The 17,591-nt window shown below is 61.0% G+C and carries 17 protein-coding genes; 4 read left to right on the top strand and 13 right to left on the bottom strand.

Annotation, left to right across the window (positions count from 1 at the left end; genetic code table 11):
• Positions 1-2 precede the first annotated feature (2 nt).
• From ML540_RS16540 to ML540_RS16510, 7 genes are all read right to left on the bottom strand, one after another.
• The gene (locus ML540_RS16540) at positions 3-1,079 is read right to left on the bottom strand and encodes a protein-glutamate methylesterase/protein-glutamine glutaminase (RefSeq protein ID WP_243363926.1); all 1,077 of its coding nucleotides are present in this window, start codon (positions 1,077-1,079) and stop codon (positions 3-5) included.
• A gap of 13 nt (positions 1,080-1,092) precedes the next feature.
• Positions 1,093-1,947, bottom strand: a complete 855-nt coding sequence (locus ML540_RS16535) for a CheR family methyltransferase (RefSeq protein ID WP_243363923.1) — start codon at positions 1,945-1,947, stop codon at positions 1,093-1,095.
• Positions 1,948-1,967: 20 nt separating this feature from the next.
• Positions 1,968-4,058, bottom strand: a complete 2,091-nt coding sequence (locus ML540_RS16530) for a chemotaxis protein CheA (protein WP_243363921.1) — start codon at positions 4,056-4,058, stop codon at positions 1,968-1,970.
• Positions 4,059-4,093: 35 nt separating this feature from the next.
• Positions 4,094-4,453, bottom strand: coding sequence for a response regulator (locus ML540_RS16525; protein ID WP_243363918.1), 360 nt, complete (start codon positions 4,451-4,453; stop codon positions 4,094-4,096).
• A complete protein-coding gene (locus tag ML540_RS16520; RefSeq protein WP_243363916.1) occupies positions 4,450-4,788 on the bottom strand; it encodes an STAS domain-containing protein in 339 nt (112 codons plus the stop codon). The genes ML540_RS16525 and ML540_RS16520 overlap by 4 nt, the downstream gene beginning before the upstream one ends.
• Positions 4,789-4,805: 17 nt before the next feature.
• A complete protein-coding gene (locus ML540_RS16515) occupies positions 4,806-6,599 on the bottom strand; it encodes a methyl-accepting chemotaxis protein (protein ID WP_243363914.1) in 1,794 nt (597 codons plus the stop codon).
• A 191-nt stretch (positions 6,600-6,790) separates the two neighbouring features.
• Entirely contained in the window at positions 6,791-7,420 is a 630-nt protein-coding gene (locus tag ML540_RS16510; RefSeq protein WP_243363911.1) for a DedA family protein, read from the bottom strand.
• Positions 7,421-7,939: 519 nt separating this feature from the next.
• On the opposite strand from ML540_RS16510, the gene ML540_RS16505 reads away from it, so the two are divergent.
• The 3 genes from ML540_RS16505 to ML540_RS16495 are packed head-to-tail and all read left to right on the top strand — an operon-like array spanning position 7,940 to position 10,352.
• On the top strand, positions 7,940-9,061 hold the full coding sequence (locus ML540_RS16505) for an HD domain-containing phosphohydrolase (RefSeq protein WP_243364382.1): 1,122 nt from the start codon (positions 7,940-7,942) through the stop codon (positions 9,059-9,061).
• 47 nt (positions 9,062-9,108) lie between these two features.
• A complete protein-coding gene (locus ML540_RS16500; RefSeq protein ID WP_243363909.1) occupies positions 9,109-9,342 on the top strand; it encodes a hypothetical protein in 234 nt (77 codons plus the stop codon).
• Between the two features lie 8 nt (positions 9,343-9,350).
• Complete coding sequence (locus ML540_RS16495; protein WP_243363907.1) at positions 9,351-10,352, top strand: DUF6976 family protein; 1,002 nt, start codon at positions 9,351-9,353, stop codon at positions 10,350-10,352.
• A gap of 58 nt (positions 10,353-10,410) precedes the next feature.
• Here ML540_RS16495 and ML540_RS16490 read toward each other — a convergent pair whose 3' ends face one another.
• Positions 10,411-10,650, bottom strand: coding sequence for a hypothetical protein (locus ML540_RS16490; RefSeq protein WP_243363905.1), 240 nt, complete (start codon positions 10,648-10,650; stop codon positions 10,411-10,413).
• 1,257 nt (positions 10,651-11,907) lie between these two features.
• Between ML540_RS16490 and ML540_RS16485 the strand changes: the two genes are divergently transcribed.
• Positions 11,908-12,162 (top strand): helix-turn-helix domain-containing protein, encoded by a 255-nt coding sequence (locus tag ML540_RS16485; protein WP_243363903.1) that lies wholly within the window; start codon positions 11,908-11,910, stop codon positions 12,160-12,162.
• A 167-nt stretch (positions 12,163-12,329) separates the two neighbouring features.
• Here the strand turns inward: ML540_RS16485 and ML540_RS16480 are convergent, their stop codons facing one another.
• The 5 genes from ML540_RS16480 to narH form a co-directional block, all read right to left on the bottom strand.
• The gene (locus tag ML540_RS16480) at positions 12,330-12,575 is read right to left on the bottom strand and encodes a hypothetical protein (protein WP_243363901.1); all 246 of its coding nucleotides are present in this window, start codon (positions 12,573-12,575) and stop codon (positions 12,330-12,332) included.
• Positions 12,576-13,876: 1,301 nt separating this feature from the next.
• Complete coding sequence (locus ML540_RS16475) at positions 13,877-14,920, bottom strand: tellurite resistance/C4-dicarboxylate transporter family protein (protein ID WP_243363899.1); 1,044 nt, start codon at positions 14,918-14,920, stop codon at positions 13,877-13,879.
• Between the two features lie 19 nt (positions 14,921-14,939).
• On the bottom strand, positions 14,940-15,617 hold the full coding sequence (gene narI / locus ML540_RS16470) for a respiratory nitrate reductase subunit gamma (protein ID WP_243363897.1): 678 nt from the start codon (positions 15,615-15,617) through the stop codon (positions 14,940-14,942).
• Entirely contained in the window at positions 15,614-16,195 is a 582-nt protein-coding gene (narJ, locus tag ML540_RS16465) for a nitrate reductase molybdenum cofactor assembly chaperone (RefSeq protein WP_243363895.1), read from the bottom strand. The genes narI and narJ overlap by 4 nt, the downstream gene beginning before the upstream one ends.
• A complete protein-coding gene (gene narH, locus ML540_RS16460; RefSeq protein WP_243364372.1) occupies positions 16,192-17,589 on the bottom strand; it encodes a nitrate reductase subunit beta in 1,398 nt (465 codons plus the stop codon). Before narH ends, narJ begins: the two co-directional genes overlap by 4 nt.
• Positions 17,590-17,591: the final 2 nt, after the last annotated feature.

Raw genomic sequence — 17,591 nt, 5'->3', positions numbered from 1 at the left:
CGTTATCCCGCGCAGAAGCGCAGGACCTCCCTGGCGATGGCGTCCAGGTCCATCACCTTGTCCACGCCGCCCAGCTTGATTGCCTCCTGCGGCATGCCGAACACCACGCAGCTGGCCTCGTCCTGGGCGATGGTGTAGGCCCCGGACTCCTTCATTTCCTTCATTCCCTCCGCTCCGTCGTCACCCATGCCGGTCATGATGACCCCCACGGCGTTCTTGCCGGCGTAGCGCGCCCCGGACCGGAACAGGACATCCACGCTCGGGCGGTGCCGCCTGACCAAGGGCCCGTCCTTGACCTCCACGTAGTAACGCGCCCCCGAGCGTTTGAGGAGCATGTGCTTGTTGCCGGGCGCGATGAGAGCCTGGCCGCGCAGCATGGTGTCGTTGTCCTGGGCTTCCTTGACCGTGACCCGGCAGATGGAGTCCAGGCGTTTGGCGAAGGCGGCGGTGAACTTCTCGGGCATGTGCTGGACGATGGCGATACCGGGGCAGTCGCTTGGCAGCGCCTCCAGGAACACCCGCAGGGCTTCGGTTCCACCGGTTGACGCTCCCACCAGCACGACTTTTTCCGTGGTGCCGAACATGGCTTTCCCCGTTGGGCCGGGCAGGACGGCGTCCGCCGAGAGCTTGGGCGCCACCGTCATGGCCGGAAGGCGCAGGCCCCCCCGCAGCTTGGCGCGCGCGGCGGCCTTGACGGCGTCGCAGATGCGGATGCGCGACTCGTCCAGGAACTGCTTGGTCCCGATCTTGGGTTTGGTGATGATCTCGACGGCGCCGTATTCCAGGGCCTTGAGCGTCGTTTCCGAGCCGGACTCGGTCAGCGTCGAGCAAATGATGACCGGGATGGGATGCTGGCTCATGATCTTCCTGAGGAAGGTGAGCCCGTCCATGCGGGGCATCTCGATGTCCAGGGTGATGACATCGGGGACTTCGTCGGCGATACGTTCGGCGGCCTGGTACGGGTCGGACGCCGTGGCCATGACTTCGATATCCGGATCCGAGGAGAGTACGTCGATGAGAGCCTGGCGGACCAGGGCCGAATCGTCGACCACCAGGACTCGTATCTTGCCTTTATTCACCGGAAGTCGCTCCTCAGGTTCTGCGGTAGACGGTGGGAGCAATGGGTGCAAGCGGCAGGTCCATGCCGGTGATGCTCTCGGAATGGCCTATGAAGAGGTGCCCGCCCGGCTCCAGGCAGTTGCAGAACCGCCCCAGGAGGTTCTCCTGGGTCTTGCGGTCGAAATAGATGATGACGTTGCGGCAGAAGATGATGTGCTTGGGTTTGTCGAAGGAGAATTCCTCCATGAAGTTGAGCCGTTGAAAATCTATGCGCCCCCGCACCTCCTGGTTGAACCGGATCAGTCCCTGGCAGCGGTTCTTGCCCTTCAGCATGTAGCGTTTCTTGTAGTCCATGGACACGTGCTGGAGCTTTTCCTCGGGATAGGTGGCGTTCATGGCCCTTTTGAGCACCTGGGTGGATATGTCCGTGGCCAGGATGCCGAAGCGGAAACCGGAATTCACGCGCGTGAACTCGGAGAGCACCATGGCCAGCGTATAGGGCTCCTCGCCCGAGGAGCAGCCGGCGCTCCACAAGCGCAAGGGCGTGGAGAACCCCTTGCGGTCGATGAAATCCGGCAGCACCTTCTGGGTGAGGATTTCGAAGTGCTTGGGTTCGCGGAAGAACTCCGTGGTGTTGGTGGTCACGGTGTCTATGAGGCTTACGAGCTCCGCTTCCAGGCCGCTTGGGCTGAAAAGGTATTCGCAGTAGGTGGAGTACGAGTCCATGTCCAGCTGGCGCAGCCTCTTGTGGAGCCTGGCTTCGAGCATGGTCTTCTTGGCTGGGGGAAGCTTGATGCCGCACTCGGCGTAGATGAACTCGGACAGGCGCCTGAAGTCGCGGTCCGGCAGCGACTGGGCACGGCTTGAGGACACGTTGTTCATGGCCATGAAGAACAAGCTAACACAGTTTATCTGTGCTTATCCAGCACCATCCGGACGATGCGTTTGACGTCCAGGATAAGCGACATGGTCCCATCCCCCTGGATGGTTGCCCCGGAAAATCCCTCCAGCTTTCGAAACGCCGGGCCGAGGCTCTTGATCACGGTCTGGTGCTCGCCCACCACGTGATCCACGACCATGCCCACGCGCGCTCCCTCGATGCGCAGCACCACCACCTGTTCGATCTCCGGCCCCTTCCCGGGCAGGCTGAACCACTCGCGCATGGAGATGAAGGGGACCACATCGCCGCGCAGGTTGATGATGCGCCCCTTGGAGTCGGCCCCCATGAGGGCGCGGTCGAGCTCGACGCATTCCTCCACGGCGTCCAGCGGCATGACGAAGCTCTGCCCGCCGACCTTGACCTGCAGGCCGTCGATGATCGCAAGCGTCAGGGGCAGCCGGATGGTGATGGTGGAGCCCCGGCCGAGATCGGAGTCGACCTCGATGCTCCCGCGCATGGTGTTCACCACGCGCTTGACCACGTCCATGCCCACGCCCCGCCCGGAAACGCTGGAAACGGTCTGGGCCGTGGAAAAACCGGGCAGGAATATGAGTTCGAGGGTTTCGCTCAGGCCCAATTCGTCGGCCGGGTTGATGAGGCCTCTTTCCACGGCCCGCTTGCGCACTTTGTCAGGGTCGATGCCCTTGCCGTCGTCCTCCACGCGGATGACCACGTCGCCGCCGGAATGCTCCGCGCTCAGGCGGATGGTCCCGCGCCTGGACTTGCCCGCCGCCTCGCGCTCGGCCGGGGATTCCACTCCGTGGTCGATGCTGTTTCGCAGCAAGTGGATCAAGGCGTCCCCCAGATGATCCAGGACGGTCTTGTCCAGCTCGGTCTCCTCGCCGTTGGTGACGAGGTCGATCTCCTTGCCCATCTCCGTGGAGAGGTCGCGCACCAGGCGCCGGTAGGTGCTGAAGGTGGTGCCGATGGTCAACATGCGGATGGCGAGCGTGGAATCGCGGATATCGTCGCTTAAGCGTTCGAGCTGCTCGGCCAGGGTAAGCATCAGGGGGTTGCCCAGGGAGGGGGCCAGCTGCCGGATCTGGGCCTGCACGATCACCAACTCGCCCACCAGATCCTGCAGCAGGTCGAGTTTGGTGGTGGACACCCGAAGGCTGGAAGCGGCGTCCGGCCCTTTTTTCTGTTCCAGGCGGTCCTTGACCAGTCCCTGCTCGGCCAGGGCCGTTTCCACGCTCTTGTCGGAGAGAAGGCCCGCCTCGGACAGGATGGCCCCGAGGCGTTTCTGGCTGCTGAGCGCCTTGGTCACGCCCTCGGGGGTGATGTCGCCGCGGTCCACGAGGATCTCGCCGAGCCTCTTGAGTTCGGTGTCGTCCGTGCCCTCTACGCCCTGTATGCTGTAGGAGCACTCGTCCTCGGCGAAGATGAACACATCCCGGATGCAGCTCTCGGAGACGTCCGTGGTCAACAGAACGTCCCACCAGACGTGGCAGTTCTGGGGATCGAGCTCGCGCAGTGGCGGGATGCCCTCGATGTGGGCGAAAACCATGGAGGGTCCCAAACCCTTGAGGTCTTCCAGCAGGAACTCGGGATTGTTGCCCGTGGCGTAGATGCCGGGTGTCGGCTTGAGGCGGACCCTGAAGACCGATCCCGTGCTGTCCGGGGTCTCGGGCAGGCAGACATTCCTGACGGCGGGCGCGGCCTCGGGCGCGGCGGCTCCCGCGCCCGACCCCAGTGACCTGAAGCCCTCGAGAATCCTTTCGGCCTGGGGGACGAAAGCGCTCAGGTCCTCCCCGTCGTGATCGAGCAGCAGCTTGACGTGATCCCTGGCCTCGAAGGTCAGGTCCAGCAGGCGCTTGGTGACCTGGGCCTCGCCCGACCGGACCTTGTCGAAGACGGTCTCCACCTCATGGGTGAATTGGGCGATGTCGTCAAAGCCGAACATGGCCCCGGAGCCCTTGAGGGTATGCATGGCCCGGAAGACCCGGTTCACGAGTTCGTGGTCTTCGGGGGAGTCCTCAAGCTCGAGCAGGGCCGCTTCCAGCTCATGGAGCAGGTCGAACGCCTCGTCGAGGAATGCTTTGCGGTGGATGTCTTCCATGCCTGGTCCGGTTGCGGCGCGTTACAAGAGTCAGGCTATCTGAGCACCTTCTGGACCACGGCCAGGAGCTGTTCGGGCTTGAAGGGCTTGACGATCCACCCTGTGGCCCCTGCGTCCTTGCCTTCCTGTTTCTTCCCGGCCTGGGATTCGGTGGTCAGCATGACGATGGGTATGAACTTGTACGCGGCCTGGGCGCGGACTCCCTTGATGAGGGAGATGCCGTCCATGTTGGGCATGTTGAGGTCGGTGATGACCATGTCCACCTTGCCCTGAAGCTTGCTCAAGGCGTCCTTCCCATCCACGGCCTCGATGACCGCATACCCGGCGTTCTTGAGGGTGAACGCCACCATCTGGCGTATGCTGGCCGAATCATCCACAGTCATGATGGTCTTCATCCTGAAACCTCGTAGGAAAACGCCTGTTCGAAATCCCTCTGGGTCAAGCCCAGCTCTCCTGCGGCCTGGCGCAACGGCTCCGGCAGGGGCAAATCCAATGCGATCCTTTTTCCGTCCAGCCGCGCCTGCGCGGCCAGGGAGAAAAGCAGCTGGAAGAAGAGGAGGCCGCCCTTCTCCACTCCGGCCAGGTCCAGGCGCAATTCCTGCGCCGTCGATTCCAGCGAGTCGGAGAACTCCTGCCTGAGCGAGGAGATTTCGCCGATGCCGTATTCACCGGAAAGGGCCAACACCTGATTTTCCCCGCCGGTTGCGGCCGGGGGCGTATCGTTATCCATGACCCCATGCTCCGGTTTCAGAACAATTCCACATTGTCGCCGTAGTCCCCGCCGTCCAGGACGGCCTGCTGCCCAGGGGCGATCCCCAGCACGTCCTCGTGCACCAGGCGCTCGGCGTCCATGGTGTAGCGCTCGAGCATCTCACGCAGCTGGGGGGAATGCGTCACCACGAGGTCCTTGGGCAAAACGGCGCCCAGTTCCCCGGAAAGTTCCTTCAGCCTGTCTTCCGCCGCCGCCATGGCCGAGAGCAGGCCCTGCTGGAAATCCAGAGACGACACAGTGGCCTCGATGTCGGAGGAGAGGCGGGACGCCTCCTTCTGAACCGACAGGGCGGCCTGGGCCACGTGCTCGTCCAAAGCCTTGAGGTTGGCCATCTCGGCGTCCAGCTCCGCAATCGAGGATTCGAAAGTTTTCGCGTCCACCGAGGCCCCGGCGATGGCTTCCACGTCCAGGGAGCCGGCGTCCACCGAGGCGAGCAGCGCGGCGATCTTGTCGGTCTGGCTCCTGGCGTCCACGGAGAGCTTCTGGATGGCCGAGGCCAGCACGCCCAAGGCCTTGCCCTCCTCGCCGGTGTGCGCGGCCCGCACGGAGGCGTTCAGGGCGATGAGCTCGATCTCCGAGCCGACCTCCTCGATCTCGGACACCGAAGAAGCCATTTCCCGGATGGAGCCTCCCACCTCGCCCATGACTGCGGACATCCGCGTCTCCAGCGTGGCGTAGTCCTTGAGCGCCTGGGCGATGCTGCGGATCTCCTGCTCGATCTGGCCGAGTATCCCGCGCTGGCCGGCATCACCGGAGCCCAACCCGCCCGCCTTGGAGGCCATGTTGCCCACGCGGCCGGCTATGTCGCGCAGGCTCGAGCACAGCGACTCCATAGCCTGGGAGAAGCGTCCGTGCGCGTTGTCCAACTGCGAGTGCTGCAACGTGAGCACGCTCCGCATCCAGCCGGCCAGCTCCTCCCAGTCCCTGGCGTCGTGTCCGGCTGCGGTCTGCGGGCCGGCCGCAGCCATGGACCTAACTTCGGAGGTCGCTTCCGCAACGTGTTCGAGCTGCTGGCGGATGATGTCATGGAATTGCATGGAGAGCACCGCCTCGGACACGCTGGACACCAGGCTGGCGGCCTCGTCCGAAATCTCGGCCGCTGTCCGGTTCGACGATTCGCGCAGCTTGTCCAGGGCGTCGAGGTCGGCCTCGAGAAGTTCCATTGCCGAATGGGAGTAGTTTTTCCGGGTGTTCTCCATCTCCACGATGCTCTTGGACGCCTCGTGGCATTGCTTGGTCAACTCGATGGCCCGGCTCGATATCCTTTCCGAGGAACTTTCGATCTTGCCCGCCAGTTTCTCCACATCGTCGGCCAAAGTGCTGAAGCCGAGCCCCTGGCTTCCCAGTCGGGCGCTCTCGATGCGCGTGGAGATGCCAAGCATGGAGAGGTGCTTCACCAGCCGGGTGAAGTCACGCATATTTTCTGAAAGTTTGCCGCCAACCGAGGCGATGGTTTCCAGTCCGGCTACCTCTCGCCCCACGGTGCTGCCGGCGCAGGCGGCGACCATGTGCTCCAGATGGGAACTCAGCTTGGACGTGGCCGAAGACACCGCCTCGCCGGAAGTCAGCTCGGCCAGTTCGGCGCAACGGCGCGAAACGTCGGAGGCGGTGGCGTTGAAACCGTGCAGGGCATCGCCGAGGCGGAGGAAATCCCGCTCGCACGAATGAAAGGACTCCAGAAACCCGCGGCACAAGCCGTCGAGCTCTCTGGCGCATATTCTTGCCGCTTCCAGGATGCGGCCGTCTTCATCCGGCAACTGACCGGACATGGAACCTCTCGTTGTGAGATGTTGCCGCCGCGCTGGGCTGTTCAGGAGCGCGACGGGCAGCGCGGGAGGAAACAATGGTTCTTTATTGGAGCAAAACCCTGTGAAAATCAAGCCATAGCGTCAAATTGAGTTCTTCGGGAACCATAAAAGAGGGAATGATGCTCACGAGTTGCCGGTCGAGGCGAAAAACATCAGTTTTCTCCGGATCCGCCAGGCCGGGATCCGCCCTCCGGAGGCGTTTCCTGATCGGTTTGCGCCAGGTTGGCCAGGCATGCCTGGTCGACCTTCCTGCGTTTGCGGCGGCGAAAGAACCAGGCCAGCAAGAGCGCGAGGACCACCACGATGAGGAGGATCATCTCGATGTGGTGGACGTCCTTGAGCACGCTCGCCACCAGGGTGCCGAAGAAATAGCCGGCGCAACCGAAGGAAACCGCCCATATGGCGGCCCCGACGGCGTTGAGCAGGAAGAACTTAATCCCGGAGATGTCCGTAGTGCCCAGGATGAAAGGAGTCAGGTTGCGCAGTCCGTAAAAGAACCGGAAGCTCAGAATAAGGGCTTCGTGGAAGCGCTCCAGCATCTGGTGGACCCGGTCGACCCGGCATTTCCAGGCGGGGCGCTTGTCGACGAACTGCTTGCCCTTCCACCTGCCCACGTAGAACGCGGCCTGGTCGCCCGACAGGGAGCCGACAAAGGCCGCCAGGATGCAAAAGGAGAGGTCCAGCGTGCCGCCATGGGCGAGGAATCCGGCCACGAGGAGAATGGTCTCGCCCTCGAGGAAGGTGCCGATAAGCAGCGCCCAATAGCCGTACTCTCCGATCACATGCTGAAGAAACTGCAGAACGTCGACACTTTGGAATACGCGGAGGGTTTCCTGAAGAGACGCGATGAGATCCATAAACCAGGCAAGCCTTCCTGTTTGGTAGTGCACCCGGCGCCCGCCCGGGAGGCGTCGCCGGCCTCCGGGGGACCGGCGGACCGCAGGCCCTGCGGGAAAGGCTCCTCCTGGCGGGCGAACCACCCCAAGCGGACGGCATTCTCCCTTCCCTGCCCCGGATTATTAAGCTCCCCGCGCTGCGTCTGTCCACTGTTTTGACACCATCGCACGCCGTGCGCCCTCCACGGCCGGACGAGGACACAAAGCATACTGCAACGCTCCGGTAAAAAGTTTTTCGAACTTCCGCGTTCCCTTACCGAAGTTTTCTGGTATTGCGCATGAAACTCAGCGTGCTCCGCGAAGGCGAAGGCCCTTGCGGGAATACACCTTCTCCCCGAGCGGGCCAGCGCCCGCAAGGACAGGTCCAGGCCCGCGGAGTCAAGCCGGAGGTGTGCCCGTGTGAACATGAAGATACTGGTCGTCGACGACGAGAGGCATATCCTCGACAGCCTGCGCCGTGGACTGATGCGCCGCTACGACCTGACCACCGCCGAGGGACCGGAGGAAGGGCTCGCCGCGCTGCATTCCCTGGGCCCCTTCGCCGTGGTCATCTCCGACTTGGCCATGCCGGGCATGGACGGAGTGAAGTTCCTGGCCAAGGTGAAGGATATCAGTCCGCTGAGCGTGCGGATGATGCTCACAGGGCATGGCGATTTCGAATCCTCCGTGGCTGCCGTCAACGAAGGCAACATCTTCCGTTTCCTCACCAAGCCTTGCCCGGTGGATGCGATCATCCGGGCCATCGACGCCGGGATAGAACAATACCGCCTGGTCATGGCCGAGAAGGAGCTCCTCCGGGGGACGTTGCGCGGCTGCATCAAGGTCCTCATCGACATCCTGAACCTGGTCAGCCCGGAGGCGTTCAGCCGGGGGGAGCGCATCAAGCGGCTCATGATGCACGTCCTCAAGCGGATCGGCATGGCCAACCCCCTGAAGTACGAGCTGGCCGGGATGCTCTCCCAGATCGGCATGGTGGCGGTGCCCCAGGAGATCATCTTCAAGCGCTTCCGGGGCATGGAGCTGAGCCCCGAGGAAGCCCAGATATACCGCATGCACGCCACCGTGGCCTCCACGCTGCTGTCCCAGATTCCGCGCATGACCGACGTGGTGGAGATCGTGGGGCACCAGATCGACTGCATGAACGCCAGCAACGAATCCCCGCTGCCAGAATCGGCCCGCCTGCTCAACATCTGCCTGCAATACGACGACCTGGACCAGCTCGGGGTCGACAAGGAGGCAGCGATCGACAACCTGCGCCCGCAATGGGCGGCCCTGGCTCCCGAACTGTTCAAGGCGTTCGAGGAGACGGTTTTCAGCGACGACGGCTACGTGCCGAGGTTCCTGTCCTTCAAGGACATCCTCCCGGGGATGATCCTGCGCCAGGACATCTTCGACGAGGGCAACACCCTGATCATGGCCAAGGGACAAGAAATAACCGAGATCGCCCGCCTGAGGCTTTCCAAGCTGCGCGAAAGCTTCAGGCTGCCCGACGAGATCAACGTACTCGTGCCGTTGCGTTCGGAATGATTCCCGGCGGCGCTCGGCATCGCAACTTTCCGCAGGAGGAACAGGACATGGAGCTTCCAGCCAAGTCCCACCCGGTCTGGGCGGACATCGTGACCGGCAAGGCGCACTACGATCTGAAATTCATGGCCGCGAAAATCTTCATCGGCAGATGCAGCCGCCTTATCGAAGAGGATTCTTCGCCCGAAATGTTGAAATCGTGCACGGAAAAACTGCACGGGCTCTACGCGAAGAACACCGGCAACCCGGCCGCGCAGGAAGACCTGAAGACCATTTCCGGATAGGGGGGGCCATGGAACAGAGTATCCTGGGCATCGCGGAAACCAAGGCCAAGATTCTCGAGGGCCGGACACTGCTCCTCGCCGGCGACGAAAACGCCCTGCGAAAACTGCCCAAGGGCAACTGGATAGGCGGCACCATCCCGTATTTCATCACCCGCCCCCTGGGAGGGCTGGCCTCCAGGTCCATGGTCCACGTCACGGACGTCACGGACGCGGTGGCAGCTTTCGAGATCATCCGCTACGACCATGGGAGCCTCTCGCGGGTGTTCACGGACGGCGCGGAGCACGGCTTCAGCTTCATCGTCCTGCCGGCCCGGAGCATCGCCCACCTGGCCTTCGCCCTGAACGCCCCCGGCTACAACGATTTCGGCGTGCGCCCCCTGGTGGGCTGGATTTCCGGTGTCCATCTGGACGACCTGGGCGAGGTCACGCCCAAGGTGTTCAACGGCCAGACAGGGGCGATGTTCAGCGAGGGAGGGCTCGTGCTCCACGCCGACCTGGCTCCCGGCAAGGTGGCCAACGTGGGCATCGTCAACCTCTTCGAGCAGGGCGACGGGGACGTCCTCACCTTCCCTGTCGACGGCTTCTCCGCCAGGGAAGTGCTGGTCAACGGCGTAAAGGAGGATTTCGCTTCCTACATCAGAAGAAACGAACTCGACACCAGGCTCCCCCTGGTGGCCAACTATTACGGGGTCATGGTCAACACCAGCTTTCAGGGGATCGACGACGCCGAGGGCGAAGTGACGTTCTACGCCCCGGTGTTCAAGGGCCTGCAATACAAGCACGCCAAGCCAGTGGAGGATTACGAGACTGCCTTCAAGAACCGCCTGGAAGCGGAGGGGCAAGTGGCGGAGGACCGCGTGGCGTTCTCCTGCAACTGCATCCTGAACTATCTGTATTCCGGGCTGGAAGGGAAAAGGACCGAGCCGTTCGTCGGCCCCATCACATTCGGTGAGATCGCCTACCAGCTTCTCAACCAGACGCTGGTGTTTCTGGAGGTAGGCGACGTCTGATCAGCGGGGGGGCATGCGGACAGCCCCCCTGACAGCCGCTCCCGGGCGAAGCCGCAATTTATCCAAACTGGGCCATCAACAATTTGATGTCGCCCCAGTGCTCCTCGCTCATATCTTCCGGGCACGAAGATTGTTCTGCAGCCCAGCGCAGGAATATCATCCTTCCGAGCCGCTCAGCCCGGAGACGTTGTTTTCGTGAAAGCTCCTTGTCGGCCACCGCGGCATCAAAAGCCAGACAGTCCTTGTTCCAATTTTCCTGATCGTTCACCCTCTTCCAGGGTCGGAAGAATTCTTTCATTTATGCCTCCATCCGCCTACATCTTATACCAGCGATTTCTCATGTACGTAGGACACGTCCCTTTTTCCGGAAAAATGTGACGTTCACTCTGCCTTATAAGCGTCCATTGCGGATGAGGCAACGCCTAAATTCAAGAAATCTTATATGATGTATATTCAGTTCATACCAATGCTGTCTCAACTCATATTCCAGATTTGGGCATGGCTCAACATGGTCGATGCATCATCAACACCCCATCCCAGTGCAACTGCTCATCAAAATTGAACGGTCAACGAATCCAGCTGCTCTTGCCGAGAACAACACCCCGTCTCTCATACACGATCACCCTGAGTTCATATTGTCCTTAAGGCCGGAATTGCTTGCCCTGTCAAGGTGTTCGCCCAATCGCCGGCCATGACTCCCCTCTCCTGCAGGGTCGTGTACAGGCCCGGGCCTGGGAGGTAGCCCCCCATCCGGGCCGCATTACCCACGGAATCACAAAGGCCTGAGGGTAAATCCTTATGTTCGATATCTTTTCGTGCAACCCGCAGTTGAACTATTCCTACCTGGGTAGTATTGAAAATTCATTGTGGGCGTAGAAAATTCCCCCCGTATTTCCCTGGTAATATCCATGCTCAAACGGATTCAGAGAGGATTCTGCGACGAATCATGCGCCCCTGGATGCATCGAGGCCGAGAAAGAAATCACCTCGGAAGTGAAGGAATTATTGACTGTCTCGGGGTGTAACTTCACGCTCGATCGTGACGATGACGGAATCATGATCAAGGTTAAATCAAGTTCTCTTACTGATCTAATATTCATCTTGTTCACTCGAAGTCAGATCCGGCTTGAACATGAACGCCAAGAAATAAACTCCGTCAAACTTTTTAAACATGAATTCTTATTTCGCAGCGTGTCCGATGTCATCAGATACCTGGCACAAAACATTGCTATAGACTGATATGAAAGAATAATTCACGTCAGAATTCATAACAATATTTCGCGACACCAGATTCCCCAACAAGCGCCCCAAACAAGCAGGATGTCCACGGGTGAACGCTGCAACCGCTTCCCCGTCATCCATCATTGCCATTAACGTCTGTTGCTGTACTGAAACGATAACCGCCAGCCCCTGCTGAAGACAGATCGGAGCCTGGAGACGGGGAAGCAGGCCGCCCCCGGGCCGGGGGAACGTTGGTCAAGCCTCCTTGATTTGAGGCAAATTCGACAAGCTCGGGTTGGGTTGTCATCTGCTCACCTTTCATTCTATATTCGCGCATGAGCAACGAAGAAGTGACCATCCCCCTGGAAGTTTCAGCGATCGCCAACAAGGGGCGGAAAAGCCTCGCTCGCGCTTGGCGCGAACACCTGGGTTTAACCAAGGAGCAGGTGGCCACACGGATGGGCATATCGCCTGCGGCACTGGAGCAGATTGAGGCAAAATCAGCCAGACCCCGCCGGGCTACCCTGGCCAAGGTCGCGACGGCGTTGGGCATCAAGGTGGAGCAACTGACTAGTTCGGTGCTCGCCTGATTTCCCTCACTTGACCTTCCCCCCAAAAGGTACTCCATACTGGGTGTCCACGGATAATAAAAACGAAGCCGGACTCTCTCGAGCCCGGTTTCAGAGTATTTATCAGGGTTTGTGGACTTCTTGGGGCCGATACGCATTATAATCCAGCGCAGGGACGGCCTTGCACTCTAATCCCAGAGCTCTGAGCCGACATTGGTAGAAGGTCCTTTGGCCTGTTTGAACTGCGCGCAATATTGAGTCTGCTTTGTCACAGGCCAGTTGCAACGCTTGACGATTCTTCCACTGCCATCAGGAAGCGCACGGCCAGAGGATTCGTCAAGAATACAGGGCGGATTGAACCGGCAGTACCCAAGGTTGTCATTGCCCTCGATCAGCAGCCAATACTTGCACTCCCCACATTTATAGTCAGCCATGACGACTCCTGTGTTGAGTTTGCGCCCCTGGTGAGACCCAAGGGACGGGCTTAGCCCAGGCCATTTCCTCAAAGGTTGAGCGCTGACTAACCACTCCGCCTGGGCAGTTCGCTCTATGATCCTGCAGGTTATTTCACCCAACATGCGGATCGTGTCTAGAAATAACGCCACCACGGTTCGGTTTGAAAGGGAACCGGTGTCTGCAGGCTCAGCCGTCGAACCGCCGAGAATACGGCATGGCCTGTCGGATACGTGCTCTCCAAGCGGTTGCGGAGGCCCTGGCCGGGGTGCTGCTCCCGCCCCAGCCGGGCCGAGTTGTGGACACGCCGTCAGCAGGACGGGTTCACGCGCCTATTGAGGACTCCCCGAAGAGCTTGCGGGTTCAGTTTTTGGGGACTTGTCCTTTTTCGTGAGTTTTTTTGAAGTGGCACCCGTTGACGCTCCCCACCGATCCTGCACGAGCTTTTTGTCGGGATCTGGCGCACTGACGTCTGCGCCAGCGGGCTGGGAGCCTCCCGAATTGGGAGGGGGCGGCGCAGTCTGAGCATAGAGCAGCGTGCCGCTCAGGGTCAGAATGACCAGGGCCAGAACAAGCTTCCGCATGGTAAGACTCATGGACATGGATTATCTCCTGGGTAGGTATTCATATTGAATTGCTTCGAGTGGCCTTTGACTTCTTTACCTCGTTAAACAGGACGGCGCGCCTCACGGCGAAGTTACCCTTCGCTTTTGCCACTCCGCGCCCCTCCCGGTGAATCGGGATGGTCTTCGCGCCGGACTTCAAGGCTCCCAAGAGCTCCGCCCCCATATTCCCTGCTCCCCCGAAATGCTGGATGTCAATGGATCAAAATAGACGAAGCCGGACTCTCTCGAGCCCGGCTTCCCAGTATTTATCAGGGCTTGTGGACTTCCTTGGACCACCCTGGATCGTGATTTGGTGCAGAGGGGGGCCTATTATTAAGCAAATAAATATGTGTATTAGTTGAATTAAATAAATCCTATTTTCTTCAATGCCCCTAAAAATGCCCCTAAAATGCGAGGCTGCCTCTTTTTTACTGGAGCAGATTACTCCCCTTTCTGCCTCGGCTACACTCCGATCCCCAGCTTGAATCCGCAACGCTCGGCTGTGACTTGACGACTTTCCCGCCCCTGTGGGTGCCCTCCGAGTGACCTTTCCCCCACTTGGCATTCACCTTGTCCTGCACGTCAATGAACGGGTTGCCCGCTCGCCCAACTCGGGAAGCAGGGGGGGCTGGGCCAAAGCCTCAGACTCGACGCCTGAGAGCATCACCCCAATTGTATCACTTTTTCCTCTGGGCGCGCATCAACAAAGAACCGGTGCGTCGGATCATCCCGACAAACGTCAGAAGCCATGCCGTGATGGCGGCGAAGAGGAAACCGCGGGGTACGGCCATGAGGAAATCCAGGCCCAGCGTTTGTGACAGCCTTACGGTGCAGGCCGTGTACATTCCCATTGGGAACACCAGTCCCCAATAGTGTGGCGAGTACTCGAACGGGTGGCGGCGAATGAAGTGTCGCCAGAACCCCAGGATGAAGAGCAGGGGGAGCCAACTGGAGGCCGTGGCCCAAAAGAACACGGTTGCCCCCTTTACGAAGGGGAGGACCGAGGACAGCAAGTGTGATTCCCCTGCCCTGGTCGCCAGCAAAGCTCCGGCCAGGGTGCTGATGGCCGCCGCTCCGGCGTTGATCCAGTAGGACGGCTGCAGGTCGGCCGGTGCAACCGGCGAGAAGAGCAGCCGGCAAACGATCAGGGGCATGAGCAGCATGTAGAGCATCCCCCCGACGCAAAACAGGCACAGCGAGAACAGGAAGGCCACCTCTTGACTCAAGACGTCGGGGGATGGCGCCTGGCCGGAAAGCGTGCAGGTCAGGGTGGCCACGGCCTGGGTGCCCACCACCGCCACCAGCCACGTTCCGTTGATGCCTTGGGCCAGCTTGGGTTTCTCGGACCTGACGGCCAGGGCCACGAAAAGTCCCGGCAGAATCACCATCCACAAGAGCAACCCCAGGCCCAGAAGCCCGAGCGCGATGGCAAAAGCCTGATCGAACAGGACGAACTGGGTTCCCAGGATGCAGGTGGCTGCGATGGCGGTTAGATATCCGGGCCCCCGAGCATGGTCGGAAAGGTCGGCTCGGAAGGTGCCCGGAGAAAAGACCGGGCGCAGCAGATAGAGCATCCACAGCAGGACGTACAGGAGGATGTTCAGCCGGAAGAGAAACCGGGCCGGGGTCTGGTGTCCGAGCAGTTCCAGAGCCACGGACACGATCCCCGTGGACATGACCATGGCGAAATTGGCCGGGGACATCCCTGCCAGCATCGCCATGCCCCTTTGCCGAAACCCTTCAGGAGCTGCAATCATCACGTCTCCTGAAAATGATGAATGGACGCGTCAGGTAGACCACGGGGACACTGGCGATGTGCACCAACCTCGTAAACGGGTACAGCGCGAAGATGATGAAGCCGATGACCACATGGAGCTTGAGAATGAAGGGAGCCTTGTCCATGAGTTCGGGCTGCGGATTGAAGATCACGATGCTGCGTATCCAGGGAGCGACGGTTTCGAGCACGTTGTGCTGAAGGATGAAAAGCTGGATGGCTGCCAGCAACGCGGAAGCCAGGATGAGCAACAGGACCAGTATGTCTGCGGGCCGGGAGGTGGCGGCCACCCGGGGGTCCTTGAGCCTTCTGTGGATGAGGATGGGCAGTCCGGCCAGGACCAGGATCAGGAACGCCCTGCCCGTGTGCTTGGCGAAGGCCATGTGCACCTCGTCAGGGATTCCCAGGCCCGAGACGAGTGCATCCGGCGTGAGCAGGCCGAAGAAGTGGCCGAAGAAAGCCAATATGATGCCATAGTGGAACAGGAGCGAACCGATTTTCAGTCTCCTGTTTTCGAATATCTCGCTGGACCGGGCGTTCCAGCCGCCCGGGTTGAAGAAGTAGCGGTAGAAATGTCCCGCGATCATTACGGCCAGACAGATGTACGGAAACAGAACGAAAAATAACTGGCTCAGGAAGCTCATGTTTCCTCCTTCACCCTCAAGGCGTCGAGAGCGGCCCCGAGCACGGGGGCATAGGGGCTTTGCGTCTTCTCCAAATGCGCGGCCACGTTGCGCATCTGGCATCCGAAACCATCCATGAGGCAATGGGCGGCCCAGTCCGGACACTCCGAAAGGAACTCCAGGACCAAGGGAAGGAAGTCGGGCAATTCACCCGGCAGAACCTCGTACCCCGCATCCCGGTAGAGTTCCATGAGACCGGCCAGGGCCCGGCCCCGTTTCGGGTCGTCCCCGTAACGGTGCCAGGATAGGTGCAGGCTTGCCTGTGTGTCCAAGTCGAAGGTGCGGGCGTAGTCCTGCTGGAGGCGGTGCATCGGGGTCTCCTCCATGTGGTCCAGGATGCGTTCCAGAACCGGAACCATTCCGGAGGCCATCTCGCTGAGCAGCGCCCGGATATTGCGGACAGCGCCTCGCAAGTCGTCGTCCGGGTAGCGCAGGAGCGCCGAGGCGCAGCGAACCAGCAGCCGCGTTTGGCTGTCGAGCATCGGCAAGACTGTGTTCTGCCCCCCCATGGCCGCTCTTTGGGCAAGCTCCGGGTTCATGTCCGGCCTCCAGGAAAGCCCGCCGAGGCTTTGAGTGCCTGGACGTCCTCAGCGAATTCTCGCCGGGTAGTGGGGATCACAAACCGATCCTTAAGCCGGGCAACAGCCAGCAGTCTGTACATGGCCTCGGCCGTTTCCGGCGCAAGCCCTGCTTCCTCCAGTGGCTCATGGGCCTGTTTATTCTCAACCCGCTTGGCGCGCATGAAGCGGCGCAGTGCAAGCAGACGGCACAGGGCCTGGCGCACCGGCCCTTCATTCCCGGCGGTCAGCATGTTGGCCAGGTAGCGCACAGGGATGCGCATGGAGTCCAGCACCATGCCGTCCTCCAGGTCGCCGCCGGTCAGGGGGGACAGCGGCGGGACGTACCAAACCATGGGCAGAGTGCGGAACTCCGGGTGAAGAGGCAGAGCCAAACGCCACTTCACGGCCAGGGAGTGGACCGGCGAGCGGCTGGCGGCCTCGACCACCGCGTCGGGGATGCCGTCGAGTCGTGCCTGCCTTGCCACTGCCGGGTCGTTCGCGTCCAGGAACAGGGAAAGCTGGGCCTCGTAGATGTCCGTCTCGCGCGGTGTCTCGGCTGCCTCGCGCACCTTGTCCGCGTCGTAGAGCACTACCCCGATGTAGCGGATGCGCCCCACGCAAGAATGTGCGCACAGGGTAGGCAGCCCGGCCTCGATGCGGGGATAGCAGAAGATGCACTTTTCGGAGCGGGAGGTCTTCCAGTTGAAGTAGCTCTTCTTGTAGGGGCAGCCGGACACGCAGTAGCGCCAGCCTCGGCACTTCTCCTGGTTGATGAGCACGATTCCGTCCTCGTCGCGCTTGTAGATGGCCCCGGACGGGCAGGAGGCCAGGCAGGCGGGGTTCATGCAGTGTTCGCACAACCTGGGGACATGGAGCATGAACACGTTCTGGAAATCCAGGAAGGCCTTGGCCTCCATGGATCGAAAGTTGACGTCCTTGAGCCCGGTTACGGGGACACCGGCCAAGTCGTCCTCCCAGGTCGGCCCCCACCCTGGGTCGATGGGCTTGCCGGTCACCACGGAAAGCGCTCTGGCGATGGGCTGGTGTCGGGTGGGTGGGCTCGCGGCCAGGTTCTGGTAATCGTAGGTCCAGGGCTCGTAATAGTCGTCGAGGAGCGGCAGATCGGGGTTGGCGAATATGGCGGCCAACTTGAAAGCCCGGTTTCCGGCAGCCAGGGAGAGATGACCGCGCCTGAGTTTCCAGCCGCCCTTCCAGCGCTCCTGATTCTCCCATTCCTTGGGGTAGCCAATGCCCGGCTTGGTCTCAACGTTGTTGTACCACATGTATTCGGTGCCTGGCGCTGTGGTCCAAACGTTCTTGCAGGGAAGGCTACATGTGTGGCAGCCTAGGCATTTGTCAAGATTGAGGACCATAC

Source organism: Fundidesulfovibrio terrae (genome assembly GCF_022808915.1).
Lineage (GTDB): Bacteria > Desulfobacterota > Desulfovibrionia > Desulfovibrionales > Desulfovibrionaceae > Fundidesulfovibrio > Fundidesulfovibrio terrae.
Note: the sequence above shows the minus strand (reverse complement) of the source record. Positions and strands in the feature narration are given on the sequence as shown.

What these genes read in the sequence shown, in the direction of transcription:
- ML540_RS16535 (WP_243363923.1), bottom strand. Translation starts at nt 1,947, where the DNA reads ATGGCCATGAACAACGTGTCCTCAAGCCGTGCCCAGTCGCTGCCGGAC.
- ML540_RS16530 (WP_243363921.1), bottom strand. Translation starts at nt 4,058, where the DNA reads ATGGAAGACATCCACCGCAAAGCATTCCTCGACGAGGCGTTCGACCTG.
- ML540_RS16525 (WP_243363918.1), bottom strand. Translation starts at nt 4,453, where the DNA reads ATGAAGACCATCATGACTGTGGATGATTCGGCCAGCATACGCCAGATG.
- ML540_RS16520 (WP_243363916.1), bottom strand. Translation starts at nt 4,788, where the DNA reads ATGGATAACGATACGCCCCCGGCCGCAACCGGCGGGGAAAATCAGGTG.
- ML540_RS16515 (WP_243363914.1), bottom strand. Translation starts at nt 6,599, where the DNA reads ATGTCCGGTCAGTTGCCGGATGAAGACGGCCGCATCCTGGAAGCGGCA.
- ML540_RS16505 (WP_243364382.1), top strand. Translation starts at nt 7,940, where the DNA reads ATGAAGATACTGGTCGTCGACGACGAGAGGCATATCCTCGACAGCCTG.
- ML540_RS16500 (WP_243363909.1), top strand. Translation starts at nt 9,109, where the DNA reads ATGGAGCTTCCAGCCAAGTCCCACCCGGTCTGGGCGGACATCGTGACC.
- ML540_RS16495 (WP_243363907.1), top strand. Translation starts at nt 9,351, where the DNA reads ATGGAACAGAGTATCCTGGGCATCGCGGAAACCAAGGCCAAGATTCTC.
- ML540_RS16490 (WP_243363905.1), bottom strand. Translation starts at nt 10,650, where the DNA reads ATGAAAGAATTCTTCCGACCCTGGAAGAGGGTGAACGATCAGGAAAAT.
- ML540_RS16485 (WP_243363903.1), top strand. Translation starts at nt 11,908, where the DNA reads ATGAGCAACGAAGAAGTGACCATCCCCCTGGAAGTTTCAGCGATCGCC.
- ML540_RS16480 (WP_243363901.1), bottom strand. Translation starts at nt 12,575, where the DNA reads ATGGCTGACTATAAATGTGGGGAGTGCAAGTATTGGCTGCTGATCGAG.
- ML540_RS16475 (WP_243363899.1), bottom strand. Translation starts at nt 14,920, where the DNA reads ATGGCGATGCTGGCAGGGATGTCCCCGGCCAATTTCGCCATGGTCATG.
- narI (WP_243363897.1), bottom strand. Translation starts at nt 15,617, where the DNA reads ATGAGCTTCCTGAGCCAGTTATTTTTCGTTCTGTTTCCGTACATCTGT.
- narJ (WP_243363895.1), bottom strand. Translation starts at nt 16,195, where the DNA reads ATGAACCCGGAGCTTGCCCAAAGAGCGGCCATGGGGGGGCAGAACACA.
- narH (WP_243364372.1), bottom strand. Translation starts at nt 17,589, where the DNA reads ATGGTCCTCAATCTTGACAAATGCCTAGGCTGCCACACATGTAGCCTT.